This window comes from Paenibacillus oryzae, from assembly GCF_001675045.1.
GTDB lineage: Bacteria > Bacillota > Bacilli > Paenibacillales > Paenibacillaceae > Pristimantibacillus > Pristimantibacillus oryzae.
In genome coordinates, this window is the sequence record NZ_LYPA01000065.1 from 236,472 (window position 1) to 249,911 (window position 13,440).

14 protein-coding genes are annotated in these 13,440 nt (G+C 51.2%); 10 read left to right on the forward strand and 4 right to left on the reverse strand.

From position 1 onward, the window contains the following. Positions 1–2: 2 nt before the first annotated feature. The 3 genes from nadE (at position 3) to A7K91_RS16990 (ending at position 1,557) form a co-directional block, all read left to right on the forward strand. Positions 3–812 carry an ammonia-dependent NAD(+) synthetase gene (gene nadE / locus A7K91_RS16980; RefSeq protein ID WP_068684851.1) on the forward strand — a complete coding sequence of 270 codons (810 nt, stop codon included), beginning with the start codon at positions 3–5 and terminating at the stop codon, positions 810–812. Positions 813–824: 12 nt separating this feature from the next. Then, positions 825–1,223, forward strand: coding sequence for a holo-ACP synthase (gene acpS / locus A7K91_RS16985; RefSeq protein WP_068684853.1), 399 nt, complete (start codon positions 825–827; stop codon positions 1,221–1,223). Positions 1,224–1,326: 103 nt separating this feature from the next. Continuing rightward, a complete protein-coding gene (locus A7K91_RS16990; RefSeq protein WP_068684855.1) occupies positions 1,327–1,557 on the forward strand; it encodes a hypothetical protein in 231 nt (76 codons plus the stop codon). Between the two features lie 72 nt (positions 1,558–1,629). Here the strand turns inward: A7K91_RS16990 and A7K91_RS16995 are convergent, their stop codons facing one another. Beyond that, on the reverse strand, positions 1,630–2,526 hold the full coding sequence (locus A7K91_RS16995) for a LysR family transcriptional regulator (RefSeq protein ID WP_068684857.1): 897 nt from the start codon (positions 2,524–2,526) through the stop codon (positions 1,630–1,632). A 125-nt stretch (positions 2,527–2,651) separates the two neighbouring features. Here A7K91_RS16995 and A7K91_RS17000 point away from each other — a divergent pair, with 125 nt between their 5' ends. Next, complete coding sequence (locus tag A7K91_RS17000) at positions 2,652–3,599, forward strand: DMT family transporter (RefSeq protein ID WP_068684859.1); 948 nt, start codon at positions 2,652–2,654, stop codon at positions 3,597–3,599. 35 nt (positions 3,600–3,634) lie between these two features. Here A7K91_RS17000 and A7K91_RS17005 read toward each other — a convergent pair whose 3' ends face one another. Then, complete coding sequence (locus A7K91_RS17005) at positions 3,635–3,994, reverse strand: c-type cytochrome (RefSeq protein ID WP_082967517.1); 360 nt, start codon at positions 3,992–3,994, stop codon at positions 3,635–3,637. Positions 3,995–4,218: 224 nt separating this feature from the next. On the opposite strand from A7K91_RS17005, the gene mutY reads away from it, so the two are divergent. The 3 genes from mutY (at position 4,219) to A7K91_RS17020 (ending at position 7,568) form a co-directional block, all read left to right on the forward strand. Further along, a complete protein-coding gene (gene mutY / locus A7K91_RS17010) occupies positions 4,219–5,532 on the forward strand; it encodes an A/G-specific adenine glycosylase (protein WP_068684861.1) in 1,314 nt (437 codons plus the stop codon). After that, positions 5,529–6,173, forward strand: a complete 645-nt coding sequence (locus A7K91_RS17015; RefSeq protein ID WP_082967518.1) for a bifunctional 4-hydroxy-2-oxoglutarate aldolase/2-dehydro-3-deoxy-phosphogluconate aldolase — start codon at positions 5,529–5,531, stop codon at positions 6,171–6,173. The genes mutY and A7K91_RS17015 overlap by 4 nt, the downstream gene beginning before the upstream one ends. A gap of 81 nt (positions 6,174–6,254) precedes the next feature. After that, positions 6,255–7,568: a transglutaminase domain-containing protein gene (locus A7K91_RS17020; RefSeq protein WP_068684863.1), complete on the forward strand. Its 1,314-nt coding sequence runs from the start codon at positions 6,255–6,257 to the stop codon at positions 7,566–7,568. A gap of 42 nt (positions 7,569–7,610) precedes the next feature. Here A7K91_RS17020 and A7K91_RS17025 read toward each other — a convergent pair whose 3' ends face one another. Beyond that, positions 7,611–8,756: a conserved virulence factor C family protein gene (locus A7K91_RS17025; protein ID WP_068684864.1), complete on the reverse strand. Its 1,146-nt coding sequence runs from the start codon at positions 8,754–8,756 to the stop codon at positions 7,611–7,613. Between the two features lie 262 nt (positions 8,757–9,018). Next, the gene (locus A7K91_RS17030; protein WP_068684866.1) at positions 9,019–9,795 is read right to left on the reverse strand and encodes a YceI family protein; all 777 of its coding nucleotides are present in this window, start codon (positions 9,793–9,795) and stop codon (positions 9,019–9,021) included. A 208-nt stretch (positions 9,796–10,003) separates the two neighbouring features. Here A7K91_RS17030 and A7K91_RS17035 point away from each other — a divergent pair, with 208 nt between their 5' ends. From A7K91_RS17035 to A7K91_RS17045, 3 genes are all read left to right on the forward strand, one after another. Continuing rightward, entirely contained in the window at positions 10,004–10,687 is a 684-nt protein-coding gene (locus tag A7K91_RS17035) for a response regulator transcription factor (protein WP_068685219.1), read from the forward strand. Then, positions 10,672–12,114, forward strand: a complete 1,443-nt coding sequence (locus A7K91_RS17040; protein ID WP_068684868.1) for a HAMP domain-containing sensor histidine kinase — start codon at positions 10,672–10,674, stop codon at positions 12,112–12,114. Before A7K91_RS17035 ends, A7K91_RS17040 begins: the two co-directional genes overlap by 16 nt. A 78-nt stretch (positions 12,115–12,192) precedes the next feature. Next, entirely contained in the window at positions 12,193–13,287 is a 1,095-nt protein-coding gene (locus A7K91_RS17045) for an MBL fold metallo-hydrolase (protein ID WP_068684870.1), read from the forward strand. Positions 13,288–13,440: the final 153 nt, after the last annotated feature.

A 13,440-nucleotide genomic window follows, 5' to 3' on the forward strand; every position in this document is an offset into this window, starting at 1 on the left:
CCATGAGCCTGCAGGAGCAAATTATTAAGCAGTTGAATGTAAAACCAAGCATCAATGTAGACGAGGAAATTGTCAAACGCGTCAATTTCCTCAAAAAATATGTTCAGGATTCCGGCACGACAGGTCTGCTAATCGCCATCAGCGGCGGTATCGACAGCGCTGTAGCCGCCGGCCTCTGCAAACGCGCTACAGATGAGCTTAGCGCGGAAACCGGCAAGGACTATATGACGCTAGGCGTTTTCCAGCCGTATGGCGAGCAAGGGGATATTGCAGACAGCTATGCTGTTGCAAAAGCCTTTAATTTGAAGCATACGGCGGAAACCAATATCGGTGAAGCTGTTGACGAAATTGCGCTGGAAGTGGAGCACAGCTTCAAAAATCTCGGCATTCCGCGTCATATAAGCCGTGGCGGCAAAGGCAATATTAAAGCAAGAACGCGGATGGTTATGCAATACGCGTTGGCTTTTGACCTGAATTTGCTTGTTGTTGGCACGGATCATGCGTCGGAAGCGATAACCGGCTTTTATACCAAATGGGGCGATGGCGCTGTGGATATTACGCCGCTGGCATCGCTGAACAAACGCCAGGTACGCCAGCTTGCTTCTCATTTGGGCGTTCCGCAAAGCGTGCTGGACAAAGCTCCATCGGCGGGGCTTTGGGATGGTCAAACGGACGAGGACGAGCTTGGCATTACATATGGCGACAACAGCGATTATCTGGAGGGCAAGGACATTGCTCCTGACGTTCGGGAAAAGCTGGAGAAGCAATATTTGAAGACCGAGCATAAACGTTCTCCGATCCCCGGCATCTAGAACGGTAGAGCTATGATTATCGGAATAGGCCATGATCTTGCGGATATTGAACGAATCGCCTCAACCGCCAGCGGCCGGCATGGAACCAAATTTATGGAGCGGGTGCTTACCGAGGATGAGCTGAAAACAGCCGACGGCCTTGCCGGGGCCCGGCTGCATCAGTTTATTGCGGGCCGTTTTGCCGCTAAGGAAGCTGTATCCAAAGCGTTTGGCTGCGGTATTGGGTCTCTGATCGGTTTTCGCGATATTCAAATTCTGCGGGATGATAACGGCCGGCCCCATTGCGGACTTGCCGAAGAAGCATGGGTCAGGCTGGGAATTAATCCTGAGTTTATAGAAATTCACGTCACGATAACGCATGAGCGGGGATTAGCCTCCGCTTTTGTCGTTGTCGAACGGATCAAACGATAATTTTTGTCCGCTTGGGCGGATAACGCTGTCACCTTTTGCCTATACTTGGAATGTAATAATATAGGTTAACAACCTCTATAGGAGTAGGCAGGGGGGATGGCGAATGGTAAAGTCTAAGCAATCAGCCAGCGCGTCAAGGCGTTACCGGTCAGGTCAATGGGTTGAGCATGAAGGGTTGTACTCGGATGATTGGGGCAGCCATTTGCTGCTGTTGAAGGGTGATATATTTCCTTCCCATCCTGAGATGGGGGAAACGCATTGGACGTATGGCGGACCGGCGATGCTGCCGCATATTCGCTCGTCCAAGATGAACCGACATCATATAGGTTATTAAAAAATATGCAGGTTCTTAAGGCTAACAGGGGAGATTCCCCGGGGGCCAGGAACCTGCTTTTTTGTGCTTTCTTTAACCTTGCTCATCCCCATTAGCAGCAGCTTCATGTGGCTGGGCATGTTGTAAAATCAAATCTATAAAAGCGTGCAGGGCACTGCTTTTAAACGAGTTTTTGCGAGTAATGAAATACGTCATCATAGTATTGTTTTCCTTGGGCAAGGCCTGTGCGCGGATGGTTCCGCTGGCCAGTTCCCTTTGTACGACAAGTAAAGGCAATAATGAAATGCCCATGCCGGACGCGACGCCGCTAATAATCGCTTCAAGCGTGCCAAATTCCATAATAACAGGGCTCCGATTACCCTGTTCTTTTAACCAGTTTTCCAATATTTCTCTATATGAGCAGCCGTAGCTATAAACAAGAATCGGTTTAGTCGCAAGCTCCTCTATACCGCCGTTCCCCACGGCCGAAATTACAAATAACTGCTCGTTGAATACGGGAATGGCTTCAAGCTCGGAGCGATCACATGGACAACCAATAAATGCCCCGTCCAGCTCGTAGCCCGCTACCTGATCCATAAGGGCAAGAGAGTTGCCCGTCGATAAGGATAGAGAAACATGTGGATGCGTGTTGTAATATTGGGAAAAAAGCTTTGGCAAACGTACCGCGGCTGCCGTTTGCGTTGAACCGATCCGGAGCGGTCCACTTGGCTGATCAGTTGCCTGCAGCGCCTGAACGGCTTCATCCAAAATACCGATTGTTTTGACGGCATAGGTAAGCAGCAGCTCTCCCGCTGGGGTCAAGGTCATGCCGCGGTTATGGCGAATAAACAATGCCGTGCCCAATTCGGTCTCCAGCTGCCTGATTCTGGCGGTAACATTGGATTGAACATATCCCAAACGTTCAGCTGCTTTTGTCATGTTTCCCTCTTGCGCCACGCATCGAAAAATCCGCAGATCGCCACTTTCCATTGCAGTCAGTCCTTTCATTATCTTGCCATGCCATTGTCATCATTTTAAATGATTACTGAATCACTAACAATCATTATACAGGATGGCGGAACGGCACTACAATAGGATAACAAGGAGGGAGCATTATGAATGGATCAGATAAGGCGCTCAGAGGGATGAAACCGCTGAAATATTTTTCATTGCTTATTTTAACTACATTGATTATGGGCACATCGTTTCCCGTCGGGAAAACTGCCATGCTGTATGCCCCGCCGTTTTTGCTGATGGGGCTGCGTTATGTAATCGCCGGTGTACTTTTAGCTGTCATTGTAAGAAAAAGGCCGCTTCCAAAGGGGAGAAGGCAATGGGCGAGGGTGGCGGTTATCGGTTTTTTTCAAACGGCCGGAGTGATGGGATGCGCCTATTACAGCATGAAATGGCTGACGTCCGGCGAATCAGCCATACTCACGTTCACTAGTCCTTTGCTCGTTATTGTGCTTAGCGCTGTGCTGGAAGGCGCCGCCTACCGTTTAAGCCAATGGGGCGGCGTATTGCTGGGGCTTCTCGGCATTGCCGCATGCTTCGGCTTTCAAATGAGCTTTAGCCCCGGGACGGCAATCGGGTTTGCCGGGGCTGTCTCTTTTGCAATCTCCACCTTGCTGGTGAAATGGTGGGGCGGCGAGCAGGACGCATTTGTACTTACTGCCTATCAAATGCTGGCTGGAGGGGCTATGCTGCTGCTTCTAAGTCTAGGTACAGAAAAAGGCCATTTTTTTGTCAGCGCTGCCTCTATCGGAACGTTGCTATGGCTGGTACTGGTTTGTTCAATCCTTCAATTTTCAATATGGTTTTATTTGCTTCTTAATGGCGATCCGGCAAAAACGAGTTCTTTTTTATTTTTGGCGCCTCTATTTGGCGTATTAAGCAGTCGCATTATGCTGGGAGAAGCTATACACGGCATGATGGCGCTTGGCGCAGCCGGGATCTTTATTGGCATTTATTTTGTCAACCGCAGACCTTTACGTTCTCCGACCGAATTTATTGAAAGTGAAACCATGCGTGGCAAGGAGAATGCAAACAGCTTGACTCCATAAAAAATGAAGGCGGGACATGTTTCCCTGTATGTGACTTATTTTTGCGATGCAAGCCATTCAGCCAATCCGGATATTTCATCGCTGCTCAAACTATCCTTAAAGGCAGGCATAAGACCATCGCCATTTTCAATTTGCAGAATCAATTCCTCCTGGCTCATGCGCGCGCCTACCTGCTGCAAATTGCTGTTTCCTCCCACTTTTCCCTGCAGCTCAGTGCCATGGCAGCTGACGCACCGCGCTTTATAAACGGCGGCAATTTCCGCAGAGGCATCCCGCAGTCCTTTGCCGCCGCCGTTTGCCTTTTTCTCCCCGCCGCATCCTGCTGCAAAAACAGCCAATAGCCCAATGGCGAGCAAAAGACACGCATATCGAGCTTTCTTTTTCCCCATTTTCATAACTCTACCTCCACCTTATGATACGCTGTCGTCTTATTGGCGATCTTATTCCTGCTAAACACGGTCTCTCGGAGCTTTTGCATGAAGGCCCTCTTCGCTGAAATTCTTTTGTTCAACTTATAGAGTAACGGTATAATAGAATATAGTTAATAAAGTCACACTGTGCTTCTATTTTCTCGCAAAAAGAGGAAGAAGCCAAACTACAGAGAGGATATACAGACAAAATGGCAATTAAACAACCGACCATTCAACATACAGCCGTTCAAAACGGCCATCCTTATTTCAGCACGGAGCTGCTTGCCTGGTACAGGGCGCAAAAACGGACTTTACCATGGCGTAAAAATCATGACCCCTACCGTATTTGGGTATCGGAAATTATGCTTCAGCAAACAAGAGTAGATACCGTCATCCCTTATTATCTCACCTTTATGGAAAAGTTTCCAACCGTTCAAGCGCTTGCGGAGGCGCCGGAGGAGGAGGTGCTGAAATGCTGGGAGGGACTGGGCTATTATTCTCGCGCAAGAAACCTTCAAGCCGGGGCCAAAATGGTTATGGAGCTGTATGACGGCATCATTCCGAACGATAAGGAAGCGGTGTCGGGATTAAAGGGCGTTGGTCCCTACACAAGCGGGGCAATAATGAGCATCGCCTTTAATCGCCCGGAGCCTGCTGTAGACGGTAATGTTATGAGGGTGTTGTCCCGTTTCTTCTGTCTGGAAGAGGATATCGCCAAACCCGCTACCCGGGCGGGGATTGAAAAGCTGGCTGCGGCGCTTATACCGGAAGGAGCAGCGGGGGATTTTAATCAGGCGCTGATGGAGCTGGGCGCGCTGATATGTACGCCTAAATCGCCCGGCTGCCTGACCTGCCCTGTCATGGAGGAATGTGAAGGCCGCCTTGCGGGCAGGGAGCTGGAGCTTCCGATTAAAACCAAAGCCAAACCTCCCCGCCAGGAATATCGCGCTGCCGCTCTCATATGGGGCAATGGCGAAAATGCAGGCAAACTGCTTGTTCGCCAAAGAGAAGGAAAAGGGCTGCTGGCAGGCATGTGGGAGCTGCCTCATCTGCTGCTGCCGCCCCATGCGGCGGACTGGTTTGCCGAGGAGGCGTCCAAAGAGCAGCCGGAGCTTGCCGAGATGCTTACCGTCATGGTGGAGCAGGACACAGGCCAGCTCATTCGGCCAAAAGGCTGGTTAAAGGATGCGGATCATATTTTTAGCCATATTTTATGGAAAATGCGAGTGATTGAGTGCGATTTGGGCGAGGAATCGACCGGTATTGCCGATGAAAAAAATGGCGCGGAAAGCAAGCCTGAAGAGGCGGCTTCGAAGGCAGCAGAGGCACTGATGGCTGCTGCCGAAGAGCGGGAGGATTATGTGAATCATTCGGCTGAGGAAGCTAGCAAAAGTTTAATTCCGGGTGGCATGGTTTATCGCTGGATTGACCGGGAGGACATGGAGTTGCTGCCGTTTCCCAATCTATTTTTGCGTATTATTGGGGAAACGTGGGAGCGAAGGGGAAGGGGTGAAGCTTTGTGAGCAAAATGCTGGAGTTGTTGATAAAGCATAAAATAGTCGCGATAATCAGGGGCATTCAGGACGAGCATGCCGACGCGGCGGCGCGGGCTTTGATTGACGGCGGGATTGCTCTGATGGAAATTACGATGAATACGGACGGCGCAGCCGATATGATTTATCGCTGGCGAAAACGGTTTGGAGCAGAAGCGGCTATCGGAGCCGGGACGGTTACGGATATGGCGACCGCCCGCGTAGCGGCAGAGGCTGGAGCGCAATTTTTGATTTCGCCTAATCTGGACGAGGACGTTATTGCCTTTGGAAAAGAAAAGGGCATCTCAGTCTGGCCTGGCGTTATGACGCCGACTGAAATCGTCAATGCGGTCAAGGCGGGAGCCGAGGCTGTTAAGCTCTTTCCGATGGGAACGCTTGGCATAGGTTACCTCCGCGAAATAAGAGGTCCATTAAATGATATTCCGATTTTGGCAACAGGAGGCGCTGATTTGCACAATATTGGCGACTATTTGCGCTCCGGCGCAACCGCGGTTGGATTGGGAAGCAAGCTTGTTCATATGGAATGGATTAGAGATGGGCGCTTTGATTTGCTGAGAGAGCAGGCCCGGCGATTTGTCGAGGCGGTAAATACGGATCAAACCAATCAATAGGTAATCAATAGGTCATTCCTTGGCAGAGGCGGTCATAAGCTTGTAAAGGGCTGTTGCGCAGGCACGAGAGGAGGCGGGAGCTTGGGAAAATTTTTGGCGAGGTTATTGCTGCTCGGTTTTGTTGCCATTGTGGCTTACATTGTTTTGCTATATAAGGACGTGCCTTTAACTGAAATTAATTTCAAGGACATGCTGGAGGAAAATAACCTTGCCGATTTGTTCAGCTCCCAAAGCGAAACGTCGCCGGAGCTTGCGGTAAACAATAGCCGTTCTTCAGAGCAGCCGGCGGATGGACAAGATGGGGGCGCGGATGAGGAAGCGCCAGAGGAAACGGAAAAAGCGAGCGCCGGGACAAAGGCAGCCGCGGAGGAAGCTTTGAAGGCAAGTCCTTATGGGGAGCTTAAGCTGGAGCTGGCACAAGGCTTTCAGAGCCGGGAGGATCAATTTACGGCAACCTATAAGGGAGATCGAAACAAGCTGTCGGCTGAGATGAAGGGCATTATCAAGGAAGCGCTGAGCCTGGACGATTATTCCGCATATGTGCTTGAATCCTACGCGTACACCATTCGCAGCTGGGGCGGGAAATCAACTATTACGGTTGAAGCTCGCTATAGAGAAAGTATGGAAGAAACCGCTGTGGTGGAAGCAAAAGCCGATCAGGTGCTGGTGGATATCTTAAAACCTGGCATGAATGATCATGAAAAAATAAAGGCCATTCACGATTGGGTAGTCGCCCACGTTGAATATGACCAATCTCTCACCTATTATACAGCTTACAACGCTGTTTCATTAGGCAAAGCCGTTTGCCAAGGCTATTCGCTTCTTGGCTACATGATGCTGAAAAAAGCAGGGTTCGACGTATTGATTGCGGAAGGGGCTGTTAATACCGGGGAGCATGCGTGGAATATGGTGAAGCTGGACGGTGCTTGGTATCATCTTGATTTGACCTGGGATGATCCTGTCGGCGTTAAGGATGACAAGATCCGCTACAATTATTATTTGAAAACGGATGAAGAAATGCGCCGTGATCATACCTGGACCCGCATTTATCCCGAAGCGGCTACGGCATATGCCGATACGCTCCGGGAATTGGAGAAGGAGGGAAGCGAAGATAACAAGCTTCGCTTTGGCGCTCTCAAAATAGCGTTGGGCCTTCATTGGCTGGAGCCGGAAAATACGGTGGCGGGAGTGGCCGAGCTTAAACAAATCATCGCATCGGCCGCCAGCTCACGTTCCATGGGACTGCAGTTCAGATATCTCGACGCAGAAGGTTTTCCCGAAGCGCTGGAGGCTGCTTTTCAGCATGTCGGCGGCGGTATAGGCTACCAGGCATCCTATGAACCCTATGGCGGGGAACAATCACTTCTGGTTCATTTGCAGTTGAAATATCCATGAGAGACCAGCCATAATTGCTAACGTCGTAAATAGGTGGGCGGATCAGCTCTGGCGGCTTCTTGCCGCAGTCATCTGCTGCCATACGGCTCCCGCTGCCTCTTCGCCCCGCTGGATTCTTTCCAGAGCGATCTGAGCCTGAAGGCTGATTTCGAATTCGCTGTCCATTGCAGCGATTTCCAGCGCTTCAAGCGCTGTTTCATCTCCGGCTTCATAGAGGAATCGGGCAGCGCGCCATCGCACAAGCTTGTTTTTGTCGGACAATGCGTCGATCATAGGCCCGATTGCGGCGGGATCGCCCAGGTCGGACAAGGTATCGCCCGCTGTTCGCCGCACGGATGCAGAGGAATCCCGAAGCGCCTTGAACAGCAGCGGCAAAGCCTCCGGACTCCGCAAATCGCCCAAATAAATGACTGCGAGCCTGCGGATGGAGGCATTTTCGTCCTCAAGGGCTCTGGACAGCAAAGACAACCCCTCCGGGGCGCTTACATAACGCTCCAATGCTGCATAACGCTCTTGCCAAATCTCGGAGTTAAAGCTTCTTTCCACCTCGGCGAGGCTTAGCGGCTCCGGTCTTGGAGCGGGTGGCGCGCTCTCCTGCTCCGGCCCCAGAGCGATAGCCGCTTCAATCAATTCTTGCAGACGGGAATCGGTATAGCTGGCATCAAGCTCATTGACGATTTCCGCCGCGATCTCCTCAGGCTCGCCGTAACGTACGCCAAATTCCTCCAGCTTGCGCTCCCTTATCATGGATGATCCCGCTGCTTTATTTACGGCTTCGAAAAATTTGCCGGGCAAGGCGGAACGGGTTTCTGCGTCGTTCATTCGTACGCGTACCTGAATCGGAATGCCCCGGTACATCTGCACAAGCACCTGGGCTTCGCCGTACCCGGACGCAATGCCGGCGGCCCCTGCCCCCTCGGCTGTTTCCTCTCCCCCTTGCAGCAGCTCCCTTGCCGAAGCAAGAATAGCCGCCCAGTCCGCTCCGGGCTTGCGGTCCAAAGCGATAAAATCGGCAGTGCGGAACAAGCTGCGTACGCCTTCAATTTGAAGCAAGGCTTGATAAGGTTGTTGAACACTGTCAGCCTCAGCTGTTTTATAAGTAAACCGGCGTCCGCGCGGAAGCGCCTCATCCAGATTCAGCTTCATAGAATTGGGACTTGGGGTTGGCTCTATCGAGAGCAGTTTCATGACAAAAACCTCCTGTCGGACTGGTATGCCAGCATAGCCTGCTGTATCCAGGCCTTCTATTATTGTCACTATTGTACCACTTGCTCCTTTGGCTGCGCCAATCTGTCAATGATTTTGGCTACATTGGCAAGCAATGAAAAAATCCCTGACACCTTAAGTACAGGTATCGGGGATTTTGAGAAACGCGCTATGCAGGCTGCACAAAAGGAATAATGCAATATGAAGACGGGCGCAAGGCTAATGGCTGCACAAAGGCCAAGCCTTATTTTTGCAGCACAAGCTCCAATTGCACGTCTACATCATTTTCTGTACTGAGCACAACGGAATGGGGATTAGCCATCCCAAAATCGTCAAAGGTGACGGTTGTTGTGCCGGAAAGCATAACTTGTCCGTCCTGAGTCAACGCTTTTGCCGCAAAAACAACCTCTTTGTCAATGCCGCGAATATTTAAATTTCCTTTCATTGAAAAATCGTAAACGGTCCCCTCAGTCCACTCTGTAGGAAGCCCCTCAAAGGATACGGCTTCAAAATCCGCCGTTGGATAAGCTGCGATATTGAAGTATTCTGCGCCTTGAATATGTCCGTCGCGCTGGCTGTTGCCGGAATCGATGGCGCTCAGATCAATGCTGCCCGTTCCTTTCATATTGGCCGGGTTTTCAAGGTCGATGCTCCAGCTTCCGCTAACGGCATTATTTTCAAAATTGACGGTTTCCCTGGAGGTTGTAACAGAGAAATAAATCTTTGATGCATCCGCAATGCTCCACTCCCCGTTCAAATCGGCTGATGTCAAAGCGCCGCTTCCTTCGGAAGAGCCTGCGGCGGCGGAGCCGGTATTGCCCGCTCCGGCGTTGCCGGTTGCGCCTGCATTGCTTTCGGCATTGCTTGTCCCAGCGGCGGCTTGCGGCGACGAAGCCGGAATGACGCTTTCGATTTCAACGTTATTGCCAATGTAATTGCTCATGACTGCGTAACCGCCGCCGCCAAGTAAAATAACGGCTCCTGCGCCTGCGATAATTAAGTTTCTTGTTTTCTTATTCATGGAAATCCTCCTGTCCAATCGTTACGGCAGCTTTAGTGAATGTTCTATTCGTATCTGTACTTCGCTGCTCTGTTTATGGTTTTTGCGTTATATCCACACTATAGCAATACTTTGTGTCGGGAATATGTCGAGGCGATAATAGTTGCGGCATGATCCGGGATATGGTATTCAATAAGTACAATAAAAAGGCGAATGGATGGAGTCGGGAATGAATCATATTTTGATTGTTGAAGACGAGGAAGCCATTTCCCGGGTGCTGGCCGCTTATGTCAAAAAAGCGGGCTACGTGCCCGTTAGGGCAGCAAATGGAGCCGAAGCCCTGGAGCAATTTACGCAGGAGGAACCCGTACTGGTGCTGCTGGATATTATGCTGCCTGATGTTGATGGCTTTGAGCTGCTTGCCTCTTTTCGCGCGCAAAGCGCTTGCCCTGTTATTATGCTGACGGCGCGGGATGGCATCCAGGACAGGCTTGCCGGACTGAACGGCGGGGCGGATGATTATATGAACAAGCCATTTGTGCCGGAGGAGGTAATCGCCCGGATACATGCGGTGTTGAGGCGGAGACCGTTATGGAATGACGGCGGCGCTAAGCGAATCTACGGAAATTTGGCCATTGATTTTGCCTCAAAAATGGTCTTGGTGAACGGGGTCGAGGTGGCGCTGAGTCCCCGGGAGCTGTCGCTGCTGCTGTTTCTGGCGGAGCGTCCGCAACGAACCTTTACGAGAGAGCAGCTGATTGATCAGGTGTGGGGCATGGATTATGACGGCAGCGACCGCGCGGTGGATCTATCCATCAAGCGCCTTCGGCAGTCGTTGTCGCACTGGTCGCAGGATGCCGGAGAAATTCGCACTTTACGGGGAATGGGGTATCAGTTTTGGGTAAAGGAATAAAAAAGCGTCAGACGTCGATTTTATCCTACTGGACGATACGCTACTTTCTAATCCTGTTCGTCAGTCTTGGCATAATCGCAACCTGCGCGGTGTATTGGATTATGGAATCAGCGCTTAACAGCCGGCTGAAAACGGCAGGCTTGCTGGGGCAGGAGGTAGCGGAGCGGGTCGTGGCTGAAGACGGTAAGCTGAAGCTCCCGCCTTATTTTGACAAGCTTCTGGACAGCCGGCTGATGTTTTTTAATATTGATGAATTCGATTTATGCTTTATTATAATGGATGCCGACGGGCATGTCGTTTATTCACGTCCACAGCTTAAAGATGATGAGATTCGGAAAAAGCTGTCCGATGACTTAACCCATGCGAGGGATAAACGCTTTATTGCCGTTACCACGCCAATTATGAACGGAGATCAGCAGGAGGGACAGGTAACGCTGCTGCAATCCAAAATGTCGCTTTATTACAAGCAAAATGAAATTGTACTGGTAGCCGTCCTGCTGCTGACGCTGACGCTGGGCGGCTGGCTAACGCTATATTTGCTCTCCCGGAAGCTTTCCCGGCCCATATCCCGTGTTGCGGAAAGCGCCAGGCAAATCGCAGCCGGCCATTATGACTTTAAACCCGGCGTTCAGGCGAGGGAAAGTGAAATCAATGATTTGATGGAATCGTTTGGACATATGGCCGCCAGGCTCAAGCATCTGGAGGAATGGCGCGAGTTGTCGCTGGCGGGAGTGACCCATGAGCTGAAAACGCCGGTGACCTCCATTAAAGGCCTGCTGCTGGCTGTACGGGAAGGCGTTGTTATTCAGGAGGAAGCGGATGAATTTATGGATATAGCGCTTAAGGAAACATCGCGCTTGGAGCGTATGGTGGCGGATTTGCTTAATTACAACGCTTTTTCTTCTGGCTCACTGGAGGTTACAAAGGATGTGCTGGATCTGTGTGCGCTTATACAGGAAATTATTTATCAGTGGGGGATCGCGCATGAGGATGCGGGTGCGGATATTCAGTTTCATTGCGCAGAAAAATCTATGTTTATCGTAGGCGATGCGCTTCGCATTCAGCAAATTATGGTTAATTTATTGAATAACGGGCTTCAATCTGCCCATCCCGGCCGACCGCTGCAAATGAAGGTCCGTCTAGCCATTGCAAACGGCTCCGCTGTCATTGAAGTGGAGGATAACGGCTCCGGCATTCCGGAGCTTGAGCAGCCTTATATATTCGAGCGCTTTTTTCGGGGAGAGCATAAAAAAAGGACCACGAGAGGACTGGGCTTAGGCCTGACCTACAGCCGCTTGTTGGCCCGGGCGCAAGGCGGAGAATTAAAGCTTGCCCGAAGCTCGGCGCAAGGAAGCGTTTTTGCATTGGAGCTGGGCTGCCCTGAGACTGTTGCTGGCAGTGCCAAAGGCTTGGGCAAGCCAAATTAGGCAGATAAGGATTTGCATTGCGCACTTGTATCTTGGTATCTTATTCATAAGTCAGAAGCTGCAAGGAGGATCACAGGTTTGGGCAAAAAAAGATTTGCGAATCTGAATCGGGTTGAACCGCATAATTCCTATAAGCAGTTTAACAGGTGGAGACAGGAACGAATGGGCAAGCAGCGGCTTAAGGATTATTCCTATCAGGTGCCGTGTGTAGAGGCCGACAAAACGTTTCTGCAGCGAAACCGGACGACGCCAACCTTGACCTGGGTGGGCCACTCCACCTTTTTGATTCAATTCCAGGGTCAAAATATTATTACAGATCCCGTGTGGTCCAGCCGTATGGCCTTTCATAAAAGACTGGCCCCGCCGGGTATTCCTATTGATGATGTGCCGTCCATCGACGTGATTCTGATCTCGCATTCCCATTATGACCATCTCAGCATCAGCTCCATTCGCCGTTTGGCCGGCGGCAAGCAGCTGCTTGTGCCGGCTGGTCTTAGCGCCAAGCTGAGATTAAAGGGCTTCTCCAGAGTAAAGGAGCTGCATTGGTGGGAATCCGTCACGATTGGAGCGGTTAAATATACGTTTGTGCCTTCCCAGCATTCCACGCGCAGAAATCCATGGGACAGCAACAGCTCCCATTGGGGCGGCTGGATGTTAGAGGCGGTCCAGCATCCCCACAGCGGAAGATTTGCAAGCGAAGCAGGCGGCGACATGAATCGGACCTCCGGGGATGAACCCGCCGCACGGCAAAAAGGCGAAGCTGCGGCTGCCGGGAATGAAGTGGCTGCGTCCGCCGAGCCACAGAAGGAGCGGAGCGCGGCAAGCTGTATTTATTTTGCAGGCGACAGCGGTTATTTTTCCGGCTTCAAGGATATCGGGAAACGATTTAATGTAGATATAGCGTTAATGCCGATAGGCGCCTATGAGCCGGAATGGTTTATGGGGCCGCAGCACGTTACGCCGGAGGAGGCGCTTCGCGCCTTTAAGGACACGGGAGCATCGGTGTTTGTGCCGATGCATTACGGCGCTTTCAAGCTGGCGGACGATACGCCAAGAGAGGCGCTGGACCGGCTGGAGGCCGAGCGGCGCCGTCTGAAATTGCCGGAGGAGAGAGTTGTTGTATTGCCGGTTGGACATGTGTGGCAGCCGAACGAATGGCTGAAAAAGCTGTAAGGCGCCTGCGTTCATAAGCTAGGGGGATTATGTCTTCAGTCCCTGCCGAACCTGGCCAGCCCAAGACGCGTAGTCATGAACCCGGATTTCCGTGTATTTAAAAGGATGAATGCCCCTTCATACTATGGTATAATAGTTCGAGAAATTATCGTA